At 48.2% G+C, this 19322-nt stretch carries 18 protein-coding genes, 1 pseudogene and 1 riboswitch; of the genes and pseudogenes, 12 read left to right on the forward strand and 7 right to left on the reverse strand.

Features of this window, described 5'->3' with window-relative positions; genetic code table 11:
* The first annotated feature begins 90 nt into the window (after window positions 1-90).
* Both EXW96_RS03330 and EXW96_RS03335 read left to right on the forward strand, forming a co-directional pair.
* Window positions 91-1428, forward strand: a complete 1338-nt coding sequence (locus EXW96_RS03330; protein ID WP_027093557.1) for an IS1380 family transposase — start codon at window positions 91-93, stop codon at window positions 1426-1428.
* Between the two features lie 276 nt (window positions 1429-1704).
* Window positions 1705-2067 (forward strand): hypothetical protein, encoded by a 363-nt coding sequence (locus EXW96_RS03335; protein WP_174349874.1) that lies wholly within the window; start codon window positions 1705-1707, stop codon window positions 2065-2067.
* A 72-nt stretch (window positions 2068-2139) separates the two neighbouring features.
* Here EXW96_RS03335 and EXW96_RS03340 read toward each other — a convergent pair whose 3' ends face one another.
* Genes EXW96_RS03340 through EXW96_RS03350 form a run of 3 tightly spaced genes read right to left on the reverse strand, consistent with a single transcriptional unit; the run spans window position 2140 to window position 3743 of the window.
* Window positions 2140-2703, reverse strand: coding sequence for a class I SAM-dependent methyltransferase (locus tag EXW96_RS03340; protein ID WP_174349875.1), 564 nt, complete (start codon window positions 2701-2703; stop codon window positions 2140-2142).
* Between the two features lie 45 nt (window positions 2704-2748).
* A complete protein-coding gene (locus EXW96_RS03345; protein ID WP_174349876.1) occupies window positions 2749-3291 on the reverse strand; it encodes a glycosyltransferase in 543 nt (180 codons plus the stop codon).
* Complete coding sequence (locus tag EXW96_RS03350; RefSeq protein WP_174349877.1) at window positions 3249-3743, reverse strand: glycosyltransferase family 4 protein; 495 nt, start codon at window positions 3741-3743, stop codon at window positions 3249-3251. Before EXW96_RS03350 ends, EXW96_RS03345 begins: the two co-directional genes overlap by 43 nt.
* A 253-nt stretch (window positions 3744-3996) precedes the next feature.
* Between EXW96_RS03350 and EXW96_RS27215 the strand changes: the two genes are divergently transcribed.
* Window positions 3997-5502, forward strand: coding sequence for a transposase (locus EXW96_RS27215; RefSeq protein ID WP_254611197.1), 1506 nt, complete (start codon window positions 3997-3999; stop codon window positions 5500-5502).
* A gap of 274 nt (window positions 5503-5776) precedes the next feature.
* Window positions 5777-6634 (forward strand): glycosyltransferase family 2 protein, encoded by an 858-nt coding sequence (locus EXW96_RS03360; protein WP_174349878.1) that lies wholly within the window; start codon window positions 5777-5779, stop codon window positions 6632-6634.
* 120 nt (window positions 6635-6754) lie between these two features.
* On the opposite strand, the gene EXW96_RS03365 is transcribed toward EXW96_RS03360, so the two are convergent.
* On the reverse strand, window positions 6755-7582 hold the full coding sequence (locus tag EXW96_RS03365; RefSeq protein ID WP_174349879.1) for a hypothetical protein: 828 nt from the start codon (window positions 7580-7582) through the stop codon (window positions 6755-6757).
* Between the two features lie 297 nt (window positions 7583-7879).
* Here EXW96_RS03365 and EXW96_RS03370 point away from each other — a divergent pair, with 297 nt between their 5' ends.
* From EXW96_RS03370 to EXW96_RS03385, 4 genes are read left to right on the forward strand one after another with little or no spacing between them, the layout of a single operon-like run.
* Entirely contained in the window at window positions 7880-8848 is a 969-nt protein-coding gene (locus EXW96_RS03370; protein WP_062408287.1) for a metal ABC transporter solute-binding protein, Zn/Mn family, read from the forward strand.
* A 24-nt stretch (window positions 8849-8872) separates the two neighbouring features.
* A complete protein-coding gene (locus tag EXW96_RS03375) occupies window positions 8873-9634 on the forward strand; it encodes a metal ABC transporter ATP-binding protein (protein ID WP_174349880.1) in 762 nt (253 codons plus the stop codon).
* A 5-nt stretch (window positions 9635-9639) separates the two neighbouring features.
* Window positions 9640-10569, forward strand: coding sequence for a metal ABC transporter permease (locus EXW96_RS03380; RefSeq protein WP_174349881.1), 930 nt, complete (start codon window positions 9640-9642; stop codon window positions 10567-10569).
* Window positions 10566-11456 (forward strand): metal ABC transporter permease, encoded by an 891-nt coding sequence (locus tag EXW96_RS03385; RefSeq protein WP_174349882.1) that lies wholly within the window; start codon window positions 10566-10568, stop codon window positions 11454-11456. The genes EXW96_RS03380 and EXW96_RS03385 overlap by 4 nt, the downstream gene beginning before the upstream one ends.
* 61 nt (window positions 11457-11517) lie before the next feature.
* Here the strand turns inward: EXW96_RS03385 and EXW96_RS03390 are convergent, their stop codons facing one another.
* Window positions 11518-11865, reverse strand: coding sequence for a hypothetical protein (locus EXW96_RS03390; RefSeq protein ID WP_054817263.1), 348 nt, complete (start codon window positions 11863-11865; stop codon window positions 11518-11520).
* Window positions 11866-12078: 213 nt separating this feature from the next.
* Between EXW96_RS03390 and EXW96_RS03395 the strand changes: the two genes are divergently transcribed.
* From EXW96_RS03395 to EXW96_RS03405, 3 genes are read left to right on the forward strand one after another with little or no spacing between them, the layout of a single operon-like run.
* Window positions 12079-12621, forward strand: coding sequence for a GrpB family protein (locus EXW96_RS03395; protein ID WP_054817264.1), 543 nt, complete (start codon window positions 12079-12081; stop codon window positions 12619-12621).
* Window positions 12618-14336 (forward strand): stalk domain-containing protein, encoded by a 1719-nt coding sequence (locus tag EXW96_RS03400; protein WP_174349883.1) that lies wholly within the window; start codon window positions 12618-12620, stop codon window positions 14334-14336. Before EXW96_RS03395 ends, EXW96_RS03400 begins: the two co-directional genes overlap by 4 nt.
* A 24-nt stretch (window positions 14337-14360) precedes the next feature.
* A complete protein-coding gene (locus EXW96_RS03405; protein WP_062408291.1) occupies window positions 14361-16121 on the forward strand; it encodes a stalk domain-containing protein in 1761 nt (586 codons plus the stop codon).
* Window positions 16122-16252: 131 nt separating this feature from the next.
* On the opposite strand, the gene EXW96_RS03410 is transcribed toward EXW96_RS03405, so the two are convergent.
* Together EXW96_RS03410 and EXW96_RS03415 are read right to left on the reverse strand one after the other, a co-directional pair.
* On the reverse strand, window positions 16253-17407 hold the full coding sequence (locus EXW96_RS03410) for a glycosyltransferase family 4 protein (RefSeq protein ID WP_309225004.1): 1155 nt from the start codon (window positions 17405-17407) through the stop codon (window positions 16253-16255).
* A gap of 120 nt (window positions 17408-17527) precedes the next feature.
* Complete coding sequence (locus EXW96_RS03415; RefSeq protein WP_082660732.1) at window positions 17528-18286, reverse strand: cysteine hydrolase family protein; 759 nt, start codon at window positions 18284-18286, stop codon at window positions 17528-17530.
* A 313-nt stretch (window positions 18287-18599) separates the two neighbouring features.
* Window positions 18600-18767: riboswitch (cyclic di-AMP (ydaO/yuaA leader) on the forward strand.
* Window positions 18768-18919: 152 nt separating this feature from the next.
* On the opposite strand from EXW96_RS03415, the pseudogene EXW96_RS03420 reads away from it, so the two are divergent.
* Window positions 18920-19315: pseudogene (locus EXW96_RS03420) on the forward strand (amino acid permease); the annotation flags it as partial.
* Window positions 19316-19322: the final 7 nt, after the last annotated feature.

Here is a 19322-nt window from a genome sequence, read left to right on the forward strand (position 1 = left end):
AAAAAGAAGAAAAAGAAAGGAAATCGCATCTCCGATGGTGAATTTTAAAGGAACCATGAATGATCCACTTTCACCTGCGAGGTGCTACATATGAGAATCCAATTCACCCAATCTAAGGAAATTCTGTTGACTACGCATGCTGGCCTGGCCACCGTCGGCGCCTTGCTTTCCCATACCCGATTGCCGCAGCGTCTCAATCGCTCCACCGTGAAAGGAATGGAGAACCCGATTCACAGTCATGGCGATGTCATGACCAGCTATCTTGGCTTGCTTTGCCAAGGCAAAAGCGACTTCGACCACATCGAACCTTTCCGAAAAGATCCCGTATTCCAAACCTGCCTCGGTGTCCGCAAGGTGCCGTCAAGCCCGACGCTCCGTCAGCGTCTGGATGCCGCAGCTCAAACGATGAATGCCAACTGGAACGAGATCCTGCTTCAAGAATCCGCCGATCTGATTCGAAACGTAAAAGCACCTGTAACCGGACTGACAGCAGGCGAGCATACGGTGATTCCGCTGGATATCGATGTCTCTCCGTTCGATAACTCCGGTACGAAAAAAGAGGGTGTTTCGTTGACCTACAAAGGCACGTTCGGCTACGCCCCCATTTTCGCCTACCTCGGACAGGAGGGGTATAGCGTGAATGTGCAGCTTCGGGAAGGCAGCACGCACAGTCAGAAGGATGGCGCTGATTTTCTGCGCGAAAGCATCCAGTATGCCCGGCGCATCACGAAAGAGCGCCTTCTCGTGCGGATGGATTCCGCTCACGACAGTCTGGAAAATCTGCAGGTGTGTCATGCTGAGCCAGAGGTCGATTATATCATCAAGGTCAATCTGCGCAATACATCCAAGGAAAGTTGGCTACGGATCGCCGAAGACAAGGGCATGGCCTGTGAGCAGCGCCCCGGCAAGACGGAATACATGGGCGTGATCGCCTTTCCCGAAAAAGGCTTCGATCAAGCCCTTCGTCAAGTGTTTCAAGTGATCGTACGGACGATCGACCGTGAAGGTCAGATGCTCCTGTTCCCGGAAATTGAAGTGAACGTCTATTGGACTTCTCTTACCTGCTCGCCGTGGCGTGTCATCGAGTTGTATCGCGATCACGGCACGAGCGAACAATTTCATAGTGAGCTGAAGACGGATCTGGATTTGGAGCGACTGCCCGCCGGCAAATTCGATACCAACGATCTGGTTTTGCACGCGGGGGTGTTCGCTTACAACCTGCTCCGCATCATGGGGCAGGAAAGCTTGCGCCAAGACGATGCTCCGATTCGGGGAGGCGTACAACGTCGCCGCATCCGCACCGTGATTCAAAACATCGTGTACATCGCGGCTAGAGTCAGCCGACACGCTCGTCAAACGATTTTCAATTTTGGGCGATACAGTCCCTGGTTTCAGACCGTACGACGAGTGTACCAAGCGTTTGCCTGAATCCATTTTTCGCCATCCAGACCAACCCAAACTGCTCTTCCCTGTTCCGGCCTTACCGTAAACAGCAAGGCTTATTGAGCATGCCTTGCTTGATGGATTCTGTCATTTGTAGATTTGTTTTCATCACGAATCTTTAGCTGATGGGGGGATTTCCGATTACTTTTTTCCATATACTGCCCTCTCTGGCGGAGTGGACTTAAGTTTGTCACGGATTCAGGGCATAGAGAAACGGGGCTTCTTTTTGAAAAAGGAAGCAGCGTAGAGCTGGCGGAGCAATTGCTTGAATTAATGAACAATCCATCGCTGCGCCAACAATTGGGAGGTCATGCGCAAACATGGGGGATGACGCAATGGAACAACCGCAATATACTAACGAAAACGATCGACATCTATCATCGCGCGTTAGAGCAAATCCAAACCATACAGCCAACGACGGACACGATTCCAGAAGGGGAATATGGTCTGATCCGCCAACCGGGTATTCACCGGGATGATGTGGAAAGCATATTCAGGTTTGAGGTCGATATCCTTTTTTATACCCGGATTTGGAAAGAGCTCTTGCTGTATTTGCCCCGCGATTACTCGATACCGGATACCGCCGTCATGAAAACATTAGCCAACACTGGTTTGCCCGAATGACAGTACATCGTATCGCAATATGCCATCAGCATCAAAAATGACCCGGTTCAACCCCGGGTCATTTCCTATTTTTTAAAGCTTTCGCAGAACTAATAAGCTGTCATATATCATTACATACTCAAAATGTTCAGGCTTACAAAGTTCATTCACTGCATGGAGGACGCCTGGCCAATAATCGCAATAATCATGGAAAACGACCAATCCGCCCTGTACAACTCTGGGGGTATAATGAATAATGTCTTTTTTCACAGCAGCATATTCGTGGTCCCCATCAATAAATATCGCCGCTATGGATTTGGGGCAATCATCTAAAGCATGTTCACTATGCTTCTTTATGGGAATAATGACATGTTCAAGCCCATGATGCTTAACATTATCCCAAAAATACTGAAAAGGGGGGACAACAAACGGGTCAATCGCATAGATCGGGCGTTTCTTAGAACTGATGAACGAACTTCCGAGAGCTAATGCAATGGTACTCTTTCCTTTAAATGATCCGATCTCGACGATATCTCCGGACAGATGGTCAACGGACGGAGGCAAGTGTAATAATGCAAGCTGCTCATATGCTGTCAGCCACCCCTCGATACTGTCTACGATGGATAAAAGCTCTTTGATGCTTTTGATGGATTTCATATTTCATTGAGCCTCCTTATTGCAAACCGGCAGCCAAAGGATCGGTTATAAAGAATCGATTTGCTCCTTCAGCTTTTTCGCAATTCCTTCCCAGCTGTATGTTTGGTTTACATAGCTCTGCCCATGGAGGGCGATTTTTTCCAGTAAAGCTTTATTTCCTGATATTCGGTTTAAAGTCATTGCAAAATTCTCCTTTTCAGCATGGAGATAATGTGTTCCCTGGACGAGATGTAAACCTCTTACACCCACTTGGGTAGAAACCAATGGAATTCCGGCAGACAAAAATTCCAATGTTTTTATATTTGTCCCAGTACCAAAAGATGCGGGATTAATAGCGATATTCACTTCGGAAAATAGCTGTAATTTTTCTTTTTCATCAATTTGACCCAATAGGTTTATATTTTTCTTATCCACATGGGAAAAATCATCACCACATGGACCGGCGATGATAAAATCCATATGTCCGCACAGGTCTGCCAATTGAGAAATAATAAAATGTACAATCTCAATATTCGGTTGATGCATACTCCCGATAAAAAAGGCTGTTACCCTTGCATTGCCGGTCCGCTTCTTTTTCTTGGCTTCCATGCTCCGGGATGAATTCCATTTGGCGCAATTTTGATTTTGGAAGGATCGGATGAAAAGGCCTTGATAAAGCCGTCTCTTTCCTGTTCCGACGTTGCGAAAACCAGCGTGGCCTGCCGAACCAGTGTTTCTTCCAGCCGGGTTACGAGTTTAATATAGTCATGAGAACGCGCTCTATACCAAACATGCTTTGCAAATTCGGATTCGAGGTTATGGCTGTTGTATATCCTCGGTTTGTGATCCGAACCGAAATGAACGTCATGTTTCAGTAAGAAAGGGGAGTCATGAATGATGATATCCGCGGTTGGATAAAGGCGATGATAGTAGTGGAGGAATGTACGTGCAGGTTCGTCGATGAGGGCACAACACAGAGCGGCATGAGTAGAGAATTCCGGTCCTGTACCTTCAGACTTCAATTGTTCGGTAATCCGATAATGAGCATCTTCCACAGGCATTCTGAACTCTCTAAACGTATCGGAGTAATGGATAACCTCCACCTTGGGTGTAAATTTCTGGGATAATAATGTAATATCTATGATCTATGCAGTTCGTGTCATTAACTGGTAAACGGTGGTTTTTGCTGCACAAATGTCACTAATTTCTCGAAATTAGGACGAAAAACCACTTGACATTTTGGAAACACCCCCATAATCGCGAAGGATACCTCTATTTGCAGGGTATATCTTCTAGATTATAGGTGGTTTGCCAATGTCAGCGTTACAAAAACTGAGATTTACTGAGCTCAATCATAGTGAATGCGCGGGAGCCCCCGTCCTAAAAAGTTTGTGGGATCGTTTTGACTTCTCTCTGCTGCTCTCCCAATCCGGCATGATGAAGCGTAGTGGAACACCGTCTTGGCTCCTTTGCTTCCTTTATGTCGTCGGTCTCGTTTCCAATTGTTCATCCGTTGTTCAAATGGCACAGTTAGCCGACAAGGATGCCTTGCTGAAAGTCATGTTCCAGCCCTGGAAGCTCACTCAGTATACGTTGAGCCGCTTCTTCACGACTAGCTTTGCCTGGATGACCTTTGGAAAAAAGCGTGTCGAGCGATTGCAGCAAGATACCCTGACCCGACTCTCCGATGGGGATGTGGTCAATCTCGATGATACGCATAGTGCGCATCCCTACGCCAAACAACTTCCGTTTCTCAGCTGGCTCTACGACCATTCCACAAAAACATATGCATGGGCGATGAATCTTGTGGTCCTGCAAGCTGTCCTAAAAAGCGGATTGGAATATCCGTTGTTTTACCGCGTGTGGCATAAGCCGGAAACGAAGGGTGAGGGTCTTACGAAGCTGGATCTGGCCAGACAGATGCTTTTGATGCTGCGTGAATCCGTCACATGCCGACTGTGGGTGGCGATGGACCGGTGGTATCTGTGCAAGAAATTTTTCGTATTCCTAGAAGAAAACAACTTTGATTGGGTAACCAAGGCCAAGCGCAACACCGCTTTATTCCGTAAAGTCATTGAACCCGGTACCCGTCGAGAACGCTTCGTGCCGCTGACTCCGGTCATGCTCATCCGCGAAGTGTTCAAGGATTTGACTCGTCAAGCGACATCCGGATTGAGTTCCATTTCCATTCCGGGTATTTACATGAAGCGCCCTTACACCACTATAAATCGAAAAGGAAAGCAAGTGACCAAACAACGATTTGTACCGATCGCCGCTGTTGTCGCCATGCGATTAAAGGAAGATGAACAACCCGATTCGAATCCCGTCCAGACAGAAGAGGAAGAGTCCCCTGCCACTTACAGAGGCGCGTACTTGCTCATCAGTAACCGCTTTGATGCGCCGGAGCAAGCATTGCAGACCTACGTAAAACGCTGGCGGATCGAAGTGTTCTTTCGTGCAGCCAAGCAGGAACTGGCTTTTGAAAAGTGCCATGCCCAATCCGAAGCGCATCACCATGCTCATTTCGAGCTATTGTTCGCCGCTGAGACATTATTAGCCGTTGCGCTTTTCGAACTGAACAAAGAAAAAACGAGTGATGAAGGCTACACCCACGGCGAAATGGTTCGTGGCCTCTTCCACACTCGTTGTCAGGTTCGCGTGAAAAACCACAAGGGCATTCAGCGAATCTCTATTGATTGTGACATACAAGTGCGGCAATTTGCAAGACTAATTGAATTGTTTTGGCCAGAGCATTATTTAATGCTTCTTTGGGTTACACCCAGACCAGAACTTTACCAGGTCTTACCACGAACTGCATAGGTCATGTAATATCATAGCATTGGCTTAATTGATGGTAAATGTGAAAATATCGAAGCACGCCGCCGGTATCCGGAGGGAAAATGGTGGGGAAATGATTCATCACCAACAGGTTTCTCAATGAGCACACCTCGCAATGCATGTCGTTTATTCCTTGTTTAAGGCTGGCATACCAGGCATGGTTAATGGAATTAGGCATCGATTGGCGGGTTGTTACGTCTCCTTCCACTCATTTATTTCATATCATATTACACATCAAAGAAAAGGTGAGGATGGCATGGGTCCAACAACACAATCCATCGAACGGTTATTCAAAAGTATAGTTGCCATTAAATCTGCTGAGGATGAAAAAAAGAGTATATCAGAGCTTTTGGATATTCCGGATTACGGCAAATGTTTCTTGATGGGGTTAAGAGACAGATTTTCAAAAGGCCCTATGGAAGGTGTTACGATGATCACTTGTACGAATAAACCGGATTTTATAGGTAATATATTTCAGAATTATCAAAATCAATGTTGGAGCATCAAAGAGCTCATTATCATCTTAAACCGGGATGATATGGACGTCCATAGGTGGAAGAGAAGGGCCAAGAGATATGATCATGTATCCGTTTACCAATTGCCTCAAGAAGCCTCTTTGGGATATTGTTACAATTTTGCCGTAGAAAAGGCCCGTTATGATTATATTGCCACCTTTGATGACGATGATTTTTATGCTCCGCATTATTTGACCGATCTGATGCATGCCTTTCAATACACGGATGCCGATATTGTCGGGAAGCTCACCTATTATTTATATCTGGAAACCAAACAAATCCTTGCCATCCGGAACAGATTTCAAGAATATAAATATTTGGATGCCGATTCATTCTTAGATGGCGGGAAAAAAATCGTAAAAAGAAAAGTGTATGATCACGTTCGGAATCGGGATGTTTCCATTAACGAGGATGTATATTTTTGTCAAGACAGCATGGAAAAAGGGTTTAAAATCTTTTCGGCAGATAAGTATAATCTGGTTTATCTGAGAAGAAGCAATAAAGATAGCCATACATGGAAAGAAGATGACGATACCCTTTTAGGCTGGTGTTCCGTTGCCGCACGCACCAAACGCTATAAATCCAGAGTCATTATATAAACGCCGGTTCAACTTGAATCCCGATATGACAGGCCGCCGAGGGGAGCCCTTATACAGTCTGTCATATTGGGATTTTTATCGTAAAAACGATCCCTGGTTTATCTGAAGACTAAGGCCGCTTCAGCATGATTGCGAATGATTTCCCAAGATCTCATTCACCTTGCTTATATATTGATCCGGCACGGTCATCCCCGTCGTTTTCAGCTTCCCATCCTCGGTTACATTGTGGTGGTAACTGAGAATATATGGATGAAGCTGATCAGCCCAGCCTTGATAAGCCCCATTAATATGAATGTTAAATTCAGCAGGCAGCAATTGTACGTCTGCTTTTAGATCTGCCAAAGCCATGGAGAGCGCGAATTGATCCGTGTAGTATTTGTGTTGGGCAAACCTGGACCATTGCTCGTTAGAATGAAACGTGTCGGTAATCAAGTTGGCATAATGCAGCCATGCATTTCTTAGATTGCGTACATCCTTTCTTGGGATGAAAAGGACCGCGCTGTTGGCATGAACGGCCATTTCATCATTTGGCATGGCCAGACCAAAATAACCATACATATATTTCCATTCATTGATATCGAGCGGATCGAGTAACGAATCGCAGCGACGGATCGTATCTGCAGAAATTTCTGCAGAAAAATCCCGGGTTACGGCAGTATCACAGTCCAGCGCCACCATAACATCATAGTCGTCCTCGATTTCAAGCATTCTAATTTTGTTGCAGTGCCGTTGTAAATTGCTGTGGTAGGGTTTCACGATATGGATATGAACGCCCATCTTGTCCAGCTCATGAGAAATGGACTGATCCGCCTCATCAACGAAACAGGCTGCTAATTTTGCTTTTGCTAATTCTCCTCCAAAGGTTTTAATCGTTTTAAATAACGTGAGCATTCTAAAGTGAAATAGGCGATTATTTTCTCCGACACAAGCAATTAACCATTTTGGCAATGTTATTCCTCCCCGTTTGCCTCCAAAGGGAAGCAGGTCTTTGATTTCTTTCGGATGTGTTTAATCCAATGTATTGGCTTTACCACCATCATATGCGATAGTGGCTCGAAATCATTGGGTGTGTTCGATTTTTAAAGCGAAAATTTCTCCATCGTTCATATGACCATGTAAATTTTAACAAATATATTGCACAAAGGCAAAAATATTGTGTATACTCTATATTGTCGACTTAGGGCAATTTAATTGCCTGAATAAAAAAGTTTGTCCTACATAAACATTTGAGGGAGTGGATGAAACATGAATTCGGTACGAAGATTTCGCAAATCATTGGCGAAGCTGGCTTTTGTAGTGACCGTGCTTGCGGCAGTGGTCGTTCTGAATGCTTGCGGAGCCAAAGAGACCACGACAGACGAAGCCTCTTCCGGGGGAAAAGTGAAGGCGACGACTACGATCGGCATGATTACGGACATCGTTAAAAACGTCGGAGGAGAACATGTGGAAGTTACGGGAATCATGAAGGCGGGTGTGGATCCCCATCTGTACAAGGCATCCGAAGGAGACATTGGCAAGCTGGATCAAGCACAAATCATTTTCTATAACGGCCTGCATCTGGAAGGGAAAATGGTTGAGATTTTCGAAAAGATGGCCAAGGATAAGCCGACGGTTGCGGTGTCGAAAAACATCCCGGTTTCAAAGCTCAGAGCGGGCGACCCGGAGCAAGGAACCGAGCACGATCCGCACATCTGGTTCAATGTCCGGCATTGGATGACCGCTGCAGAGACGGTTCGTGACGAACTGGTCAAGTTCGATCCGGCCCATGCTGACGCATACAAGAAAAACACAGAAGAATATTTGGCGAAGCTTAAGGAGCTGGATGCCTATGCCAAGGAACAAATCGCGTCCATTCCCGAGGGGCAGCGTGTGCTCGTGACGGCTCACGATGCGTTCGGTTATTTCGGCGATGCCTATTCGATCAAAGTGATGGGCCTGCAGGGGATCAGCACCGCTTCGGAAGCCGGAACCAAAGATGTGACCGAATTGCGGGACTATCTGGTCAATAACAAAATCAAAGCGGTCTTCATCGAATCGAGCGTACCGCGCAAAGCGATCGACGCCGTCATTCAGGGCGCGAAGGAAAAAGGCCACACGATTGTGATCGGCGGGGAACTGTTCTCCGACGCCATGGGTGAGGAGGGAACGCCGGAGGGAACCTATATCGGCATGGTTCGGCATAACGTCGATACGATCGTGAAAGCTTTGAAATAAACAAATAGGAGGAGAAGCAGCAATATGAGACATTCGCCTTTGGTGGTAAGCAACATGTCCGTCGCTTATCAGAAAAAGCCGGTTCTTCGCAATGTAACGTTCGAAGCGCCGGAAGGAAAGCTGATCGGCATCGTCGGTCCGAACGGGGCGGGGAAATCGACGCTGATCAAAGCGGCGCTCGGTCTGATTCCCCGGCTTGCCGGAGACGTGACGATTTACGGCAAACCCTATAAAGATCAAAGGATGCTGGTCGGCTATGTACCGCAGCGGGAATCGGTAGATTGGGATTTTCCGACGAATGCGCTGGATGTCGTGATGATGGGAAGATACGGGCATCTGGGGTGGTTTAAACGTCCCGGTGCGGAGGAAAAACGGATTGCGCTCGAATGTTTGGCCAAGGTTGGGATGACCGATTACGCCGACCGGCAAATCAGCCAGCTCTCCGGCGGACAGCAGCAGCGGATCTTCCTGGCGAGGGCGCTCGCGCAGGATGCGCAGCTGTACTTTATGGATGAACCGTTCGTCGGAGTGGATGCCGCTACCGAGAAAGCGATTATTACGCTGCTTGGCGAGTTGAAGCGGCAGGGGAAGACGGTTCTTGTCGTCCACCACGACCTGGCTACAGTCAAAGAATATTTCGACTGGGTCATGCTGCTTAACGTTCATATAATCGAGTTCGGTCCGACGGAAACGGTCTTCACCAAGCCTAATCTGCAGCGGACGTATGGCGGCAAGTTAACCATTTTGGATCGCGATGACGAACCGATACTGATCCAATCGAGGTGACAGGAATGAACAGTTGGTTGAACATGTTTGCCGATCCGAACACCACATGGATTCTGCTGGGGTGCATGCTTTTGGGCCTGGGCAGCGGCATCATCGGCAGTTTCGCCTATTTGCGCAAGCAATCGCTCATGGGCGACGCGCTGGCGCATGCGGCTTTGCCGGGCGTATGCATCGCCTTTATGCTGACCGGTTCGAAATCGATTTTCGGCTTCCTGATCGGGGCGGCGGTCGCCGGCGTGGTTGCCACGCTCGCGATCGGCTTCATGACCCGCTACACACGCATCAAACAGGACTCGGCCATCGCGGCGGTTTTGTCCGTATTTTTCGGTTTCGGCATCATGCTGTTGACTGAAATTCAGCACAGCGGCAGCGGCAATCAGAGCGGACTGGACAAATTCTTGTTTGGGCAGGCGGCCACGATGGTATTATCCGACGTATATACGATGACGATCATCTCTGTTCTGCTCATCGGTATGTGCACGCTTCTGTTTAAGGAGTTTAAGTTGATCAGCTTCGATCCGGGATTCGCCAGAGGACTCGGCTTGCCCGTCGGGCTGCTCGATCAGGCCATTATGGTTATGATCGTCGTAGCCGTTGTTGCCGGAATTCAAGCGGTCGGCGTCGTTCTGATGGCTGCGCTGCTCATTACTCCGGCGGTGTCGGCCCGTTATTGGACAGAAAAGCTCGGCGTAATGATGTGCTTGGCCGGCGTGTTCGGATCGGTTTCCGGTTTGGTCGGCACATGGATCAGCACGGCAGGCGCCAATTTGCCGACGGGACCGCTCAGCGTCCTTTGCGCGACCGGATTGTTTATCGTATCGGTTGTTTTTGCTCCCCGAAGAGGGATGCTTTCGAAACTGCTGACCCGTCTTGCGGTGAAACGGAGGATGATGATCGAAAGTCCGATCACAGTCCGGGAGGGGGAATCGGCGTGAATACGTTGTATGTCATTCTGACCAGCGTATTGGTGGCGAGCGCTTGCGGTGTCGTCGGCTGCTTTCTTGTGCTGCGCAAAATGGCGATGATCGGCGATGCCATCAGCCATTCGGTTTTGCCCGGCATCGTCATCGCTTTTCTCATCAGCGGAAGCCGGGATTCCGTGGCGATGATGCTCGGAGCTGCCGCACTCGGGCTGCTGACCGTATTCCTGATCCAGATGTTCCAACAGAGCGGCGTGCAATCGGACGCCTCCATCGGAGTGGTATTTACGGCATTATTTGCGGTAGGTATCATGTTGGTGAGCTTGTACACACGCAATATCGATCTGGATCTCGACTGTGTTCTCTACGGAGAAATCGCCTATGTCCCCTGGAATACGATCGAGCTGTTGGGCGTCGACATCGGACCCAAAGCCGTCTGGCTGGTCGGTTTGGCTCTGGTGCTCAATGTGGCTGTCATCGGATTGTTTTACAAGCAGTTCAAGGTGTGCTCGTTCGATCCGGGACTCGCTGCGGCAGTCGGCATTCCGGTAGCGTTGTTCCATTACTTGCTGATGGGGCTCGTCTCGGTGACGACGGTCGCCTCCTTCGAGAGCGTCGGGGCCATCCTTGTGGTCGGCATGCTCGTCGTACCGCCATTGGCCGCTTATTTGATAACGGAAGTGCTGAGCCGGATGATCGTATACAGCGTTCTGATTGGCTCGGCCAGTGCGGTTGCGGGGTACTACTTGGCCAAATGGCTGGACGCTTCCATCGCGGCCAGCATGATTACGGTAGCGGGCGCGTTCCTGCTGCTTGCGATCCTGTTTTCGCCTACCCACGGGGTGGTGCCAAGAATCCTTCGCCAAAAACACCGGCTGCAGCAAGCAAACTCTGAGATATAACACGAACCCCCGTATCGAAAGATGCGGGGGTTCGTGTTTTGCGGCGGCCATTGCATTGCTTTTATTTGATTTTGGCAATAGCAAAACCGGCAAGGACAAGAGAAAGGCCTATCCATGTTTTCCAAGTCGGTATTTCTTTCAATAAGATAAACCCGATCAATAGGGAGATGAGGATTTCGAGGCCTTTGGATGCGACAAGCACGTAAGAAAGGTTTCCTATGGCCTTGTAGCCAAATTTAATGCCATACCCGATACACAGATTAATGAACAGGAACAGAGGGAGCACAAGCAATTGATACTTTAAAGTAGCCCAAAAATGCGGATCGATATGTTTGCTTTGATAACCATAGATAAAATTGACGCTGAATAATCCAGTTAAGAGTAAAAGCCCGCTGTATAAATAATACATTGTGAACCTCCTTGATTGGGATGAAGAAGAAGCCCGGCCTCATCTTTACTGTACCCAACAAAATTGCATTTATACAAAAAACACATGTTATGTAAAATAATGCCACAATTTCTTGCCCCTTGTTAAAAAAATGTAACGATTGCCGCCGCAATAAACCAAATTCATGGTACAATCTAGTGGGACTAATACAGAGAACATGGGATGGAGGCGTATATGCGGAAAACAGATATCGTTGCGTGGACTGAACGTTGGAACGAAATGTACCGTTCGGAATCGGAAAAAATCAAACGCATATTCATAGACGAAATGATAGACATCTATCATATCGGGAGTACATCCGTTCCGCAAATAGGATATGCTAAACCGATTATTGATATATTGGTAATCGTCAGAGATATTCATAAGGTCGACTTGTACAATCATGAAATGGCTGCGATCGGATACGCCTGCAGGGGCGAGCAAGGAATTGCCGGAAGACGCTATTTTACAAAGGGAGGGGATGCCAGAACCCATCATGTACATATATACGGGAATGGAAATATACATATTGATAGACATCTGAATTTTAAAGAATACTTACTTGCACACCCGGAAGTCGCGAAAAAATACGGTGAGCTAAAAAGAACATTGGCTGAAGCGTTTCCGGATAATGTACATAAATATCAAGAAGGCAAGGAATCATGGGTTGCGCAAATCGTGGAGCAATCCATGAAATGGGTTTTGAAGCAAAACACGAAAGGAGAAATAGGTTCTTGAACAAGAAACACCTGCTATCATTGACTCTGATCTTAGCGCTTTTGGCGGCCCGGGAGCATCCGGCGTCAGCTCAAGTATCCGGCACCAAGCTGCATTTGCAGCTGCAGGATGAGCAATTATCCGCGGCGGTCAACGGTTCGGCCGTATCTTTAGAGACGGCGGCTCGGATCGTGGACGGAAGCTTCTACATCCCGGTTCGTTGGGCTGCGCAGCAGCTTGGACTGGAGTTGAAGTGGAACGAGGAGCGCAGGACGGCGGGACTTACCACGCCAAGCGCCTATTTGGAGTGGGACTTGGTGCGCCAGACGGTCCGTGTCAACGGAGCTTCGATGCCTTTGAAGGAGACAGCCTTTATAAGTGATGGAGCACTGCTGGTCAAGCTGAGCTGGATCGCGCCCTACTTGCAAGTGCAATATGCATTTCAACCGGATCCCGGCCGTGTGGACATCGTCTACGTGCAGCCGACGGATACCGCCTATCGGGAATCGGGCTACTCCGAGGACACCTTGCCGAATTCACGTCCCATCGCTGTATTTACTACCGATAAGCCGTCTTATCGGCTCGGCGAGCCGGTTTCTTATATTGATTTGAGCTATGACCCCGACGCCGAAGGGCTTCCGGAATATCGATGGACCGGCAACCAGCCGGCCTTCTTTGAACCGGGGATCTACTCCGTTACCTTGCAGGTGCGCGACGGGAACGGGAATTGGAGCGAGCCTGCAGTCCAGAGCGTGAAGGTGATCGATGAGCCCTATTTAAGCGCATCGGAATTTCCCTGGTATACCCGGCCGGCAGGCAGCGTCATCAAGGATGAAGCCGAACAATGGAATCGTGCGCTATCCGGTGCCCCTCAGCTACCGGCTATGGTGACGAAGTCCACGGAGAGAAAGCGAATTATCAGCGGGGAAAGTCAAATCATTCGAAATCCGGGACTCATTGGGAAGCAATCCGTAAACGGTAAAGCACGCCTATTTATGCACCACAGCAACGGAATGGAGGAAAAGGTGCAGTTCGCAGCGGTCATACATAATCCGGACCCAAGCCAGACTCGAACGGTACATATCACGCGTGAAGGACTGCTTCAGCCGACCCTCTTGCATCGGGCTAATACCAAAGAAGCGGCGGTCAATTATATGACCCAGCCGGCCTTGAAGGAAAGCATCGAGGTGAAACCGGGGGAAACGGCGGTATTAAAACAGGTCGCTCTTGAGCCGGGGCAGGGCTTTGCTGCGATTCAGGACATCGAGGCGGACGGTCTGGCGGAAATCAGCTTTGTCGTCATGAAGGCGGACAAAACCGAAACCATGCAACCTTATGACTCCTATTTCGGAGCAGGTGCCGTCGGGACCGTTAATGATGCAGCTGATATACGTCTTGACGCGGATATCGACGGGAAGAGCTTGCCGGTGTTGTCCAAATGGACGCCGGACACCCCTCAGACCTCCAACAGAGGTACGGTGTATTCCTTGTACTTGTACCAACCGCATCAAGCCGTCATTGCCTTTCGGGCGAAGGATGGCTATGTCGACGGCATCTTAAAAGTAAATGGCCGGGTGCTGGCTTTGCCTCAAGGCGGCCTCACGGATCAGGACGGCATTTTTGTGGTTTACCGGCCGGAGGGCAGGGAGTCCGAAGTACATATCGAATGGTTGGCCGCTCCCGGCAGCACGTCTCCGGTCGAATGGATTTTTTATCCTTTGAAAGATAATAAGTAAACATAGAAAGGAATTCATGCGCTGATGCAACCATTACGTCAACTGTGGCTGACATTTGCTGCCGCTATCGCGATAGGGGTCGTGAGCGGACAAGCCTCGGCTGCCCCGGAGGACAGTCACTTGATCCTTTATCCCGGCAGTACGGCAGTTTATATCAACGGATCGAAAACGCAGGCTCAAGCGGCAACGCTTGAACTCGACGGAAGGATTTACTTGCCTGCCGCAGAGCTGAACAACTGGTTTGGCATTCCGGTGAAGTGGGACGGAGACAGGCAGGCGGTGCAAATCACGACGCCGAAGGCTTATCTGGAGTACTCGCTTGCCGACCGGACGGTTCTTGAGAACGGTACAGGCCGCAAGTGGGGCACCGATGCCGAGCTTCAGGGAAATCGGCTGTACATTGAAATGGCCGCGCTGCAGCAATATATTGCTTTTCATGGCAAGGTCGATCATGAGCTGAAACGGGTCGAGCTGCGCTATGTCAAGCCGGAGGCGAACCGGACGCGGTTTACCAACGATGCGGCGCCGAATGTCAAGCCTGTTGCCAAATTCACCGTGGACAAGGAAGCGTACCGGATCGGCGAACCGATTCATTACAGCAATCTCAGCTATGATCCGAAGGGAACGGAACTAAGAGACATTCAATGGATCGGTAATGCGCAGGCGATTTTCACTCCGGGACTGTACAAGGTTTCTCTCACGGTAAAAGACAGCCTTGGCAATGTCAGCGATACGTATTCCCGCAATATACTCGTCAAGAACGAGCCTTACTTGGATGCGTTTGAGCACAAGGTATATTACGCGCCTGTTGGGACCTACGTCCGGGAGGAAGAAGCGGTGCTTCGCAAATATTTGCGCGGCATCCCGCAGATTCCCAAGCAGGAGCAGAAGCCTGCGGACCGTCCTCTGATTGTGAGCGACAGTCCGGAGACGTTTACGGAGAAAGGCTTTTTGTACCAGGAGAAAGTCAACGGGAAAGCCCGGTTGTATGCAACCCATGTCAACGGTACGGATCGAAAAATGAAATTTGCCATCATTGTACGAAATAGCGATCCTGTCCGCAGTGTTACGATCAAGACGACCAATCAAGGGGAGGTGTACCCTTCGATCTACGCTAACCTGATGGGCAATGAACCGACGATTGAGTTTCTGCAAGGGAAAAGGGCTGTGGAAACGATGGTGCTCAGGCCGTACGAAACGGCTTATTATAAAGTCATGCCTGATTTCTACCCTGGACAAGGGATGAATGTGCTCTATGATGTAGAGACGGACGGTGAGGTGTATTTTTCTTTCGCAGCGATGGAGCAGGAGGATGGGCTCGATACGATCGGCGTATTCCCGAGATTGGCTTATAAAGGGAATGTCCGAGGGACGTTCAGCGGTTCGGAAGTGCAATGGAACATCGATGCTTCCTCGATCCGGAGGCCTTCGAGCTTCGCGATCGGCGACGGCACGTCGGATCAATTTGTGACCGGAACGGACTTCTTCAGCCAGAAGCCTGCGCTCAATCTGGGCAACTACGGGGTGGTTTACAAAATCCATATCGATGCTCCGCCGAAAATGTCCGTGCTGATTCTTCCGCGCGGCGGCGTGTTTAGAGGTCCGTTCCTGGTGAATGGCAAAATCGTTCAAGCCCCGCCGTCGGGCGTCATGATGGATTATCAGGGATATACGATCATTGCCAGGACGAATGGGACCGAACCGTCGCTGGATCTGGAATTTTCTCCGGCCTCGGGATCGGCATTCCCGATCGACGTCATTTTTTATCCGCTTAATCGTAAATAAAACAAGGGTACCGCCTCTAAACGGTGATAAAGGAGTGCCGACCTCGGGTCAGCGCTCCTTTTTTAGTCGAATATACAGACCGCGGGAGGTCCGTGAGATTTCCGCATATCGTTTTCTTATCTCCCCTATAATCAAGCGGAAAAGGTTTTTCGTTTTGTGGGGTCAGCGTTCAGGATTTCAATGTATCGGAGGAGGAGATCGTCAAAAATAGCTTCCCACGATTGGGAAAGGGCGTAAAGCCTGCTTTCCTGGCCAAAATCCCATAACCGGTCCGGATATTCCAGCATAGATGTAATCGCATTTGCGAAAGCATCGGAATTACGGGGAGGACATAACAGGCCGGTTTTGCCGTGTTGAATGATTTCCTGTACCCCGCCAGCTTTGGCTCCGATGACGGGAGTGCCTGATGCCATAGATTCCAGTACCACATTGCCAAAGGTTTCGGTGCCGGAAGGGAATACGAACAAGTCGGCCGACGCATACAGTTCGGCTAGATTCTCTCCTTTCATATAACCGGTAAAAGTAACATTCGATGGGGCTTCCGCTTTCAAATCTTTCAACAGCGGGCCGTCGCCGACCAACAGCCAGCGGACATTGCCGCTAACATAAGCGGGTAATTTCTTCATCGTTTCAAGCAAAATGTCCAAATCCTTCTCAGGTGCCAAACGGCCAACATATAGGAAAATATAACGTTCGTCGATCTTATATTTTTCGCGGATCAATCCGGTTTTTTTATCGGGGTTGAAAAGACGGCAGTCCACTCCGCGCTTCCATAAGGCCACGTCTCGAATTCCATGTTCTTCCAATTTTTCGGCCGTTTCAACGGACGGAACAAAGGTGGCCAGACACGATTGGTGGAACCAGCGGATATAGCGCCATAACAGGGAAGAGGCGAATTGCAGGTGATAATAATTCAGATAGCGGTCAAAGTGCGTATGGTAAGAGGCAACGTGAGGAATAGCATATTTTCTCCCATAATAAAGTCCGCAAAGCCCTATATTAAAGGGCGTGGCGATATGGATCAGGTCGGGTTGAAATTGCTGGAGCTGGCTGTGGATCGTGAAATAATTGGGAAGCGCAATCCGGCATTCCGGATAGAGGATGAAGGGGAGGCTGCTAAAAGACAGGATATTGCTTGTGAAAAAATCCTCCTCCGTGCATTTGGGCACAAAAATCCGGAGTGAAATATTTCGTTTTTCCAGATGTTCGACCAGTCTTTTTAACGTCAATGCAACCCCGTTCATTTGGGGCCAAAAGGTGTCGGAGAATAAAGCAATTCGCATCATACCCCTCCTCAACAATTGGATATAGGTTTAAAATACCTCATATTTATCAATCCATTGTCAGAGGAATATTAATTCGGAGTTAAATTAGCTGCGGGATATGGCAGCCTCCAAACTGGAGGCTTATCTTTGAATGGATTTCATTTTCTCTATAGTCTCCCTGGTTGACCATGAAGCGTTGGCAATCATGCGAAAATTGGTTTTTGCAGCCTTATCCCCATCCAAGCCGTTTATTTTTGCGGAAGCTGTGGCATCGTGAACCACGGCCACTTCAAATCCTTGTTCAATGAGTTCGCGCATATGAGATTCAATGCACAGATTTCCGGACATACCTGCAAGAATGACGCGGGTTATTCCCTGTTTTCGCAGCTGCAAAACCAAGTCGTTGGCTTCGGGTCCGAAAATTTTATGCGGACTGGTGATAATGGTTTGTCCATCTTCTAGATAAGGCTTATATTTATCCAGAAAGTCGGCACCCGAACCTTGAAAGCCTTCAAGCGATAATGGACCTTTTCGCTGATACATTTTGATATCGTGCATCACATGTTCCATAGCACCCCCAAATAACCATTTTTGGTCATAGGGATAATAGTAATGAGGGGACACAAATACTTTAAACTTATTCTTTTTTGCTGTTTTTAATAATAATTCAATGTTCTCAATCGTGTGATTTTCAGCAACGCTGTCTTTCACTAAATTCCATGCTGCACCTTTCGGGCTTAAAAAGTCATTTTGCGGATCTGTGATCACCAAAGCGGTATGGCTTTGATCCACCTGCATTCCCGGCGATGAAAATGGTGCGGTTTGTGCTGCTGCAACACCATAAAGATCAACAAAGACAAGAAACGAAAACACAAAGGAACACTGCAGTATTTTTCTCATGAGGATTCCCCTTTCATGGGTATACTTGGTATACGCACCCTATTATGTGCTTTATTCCATGGCTTATTCAAATTCAGCTGGGAACAAAAAGGAATGGGAAAACAACTCCAATCCATTGGTTTTCAAGCATCCGCAACAGCCCGCAAACGCAAAAATCCTGAAATATAAAGAAAATCCATGAGATTTGAAGTAAAACAAAGAAAGCGATCTATAAAAGCGTCTCATTTACAAAGCAATTTATATCTAGCAAAGGTTTTATCCGATTTCTTGCTTTGCAATGTTGTCCTGTAAGGTGTAAGATTCAACCATTGAACATATCACCTTGCTGAATTTCCAAACAGGAAAACGGGGGAACCAATAAGGACATATATTTGGATGTCCATGGGGTGAATCGTGCAGGAACATGTTTATTCCGCACGTAGGGCTGCTCTCATAGCCCGAATCCGACAGCTAACCTCGTAAGCGTTGTATGAGAGAGGAGTTGAACGTGCTGTCTGCTGATAGGCAAACACAGAGCTCAAGCCTCTGTGTTTTTTTGTTGTCTAAAAACGGGATAGGTTGGAGGATGATTGATTAACAACACATTTGGAAACCATAAGTAAAGTTTCTTCCTGGAGATTTAAGGGTTTTTTTGTTGTGATGATCTTGTTTACAAAACTCCTTAATAACTACCTGAACATATCGGACGAACTGCGAATCGACATGGATGAGGAAAAACCAGTGATAAAAGGCAGCACGATCGTCGTTCCCGTAGCCGGCATTACCCGGGTGGTTATGAATTCGCTCAGCTATGCCAAGTCTCTAACCAATCATGTTGTCGCCGTATATGTCGGATTTGACGATGAGGATATCGCACGGATGGAGAAGAAATGGGAAACGGATCATATTACCATATTAATTCCGCAATTCATTACCAGGCATTGGTGGCATTATTTCCTCCATAATCAGACCGGGTTACTGTTAAGGGCTTACTTATTCAATCATAAAGACGTCGTGATCGCTACAGTGCCTTACCATCTCCATAAATAACCGGAAG

Origin of the sequence: Paenibacillus sp. JMULE4 (assembly GCF_013337105.1) — a bacterium.
GTDB classification, from domain to species: Bacteria; Bacillota; Bacilli; order Paenibacillales; family NBRC-103111; genus Paenibacillus_G; species Paenibacillus_G naphthalenovorans.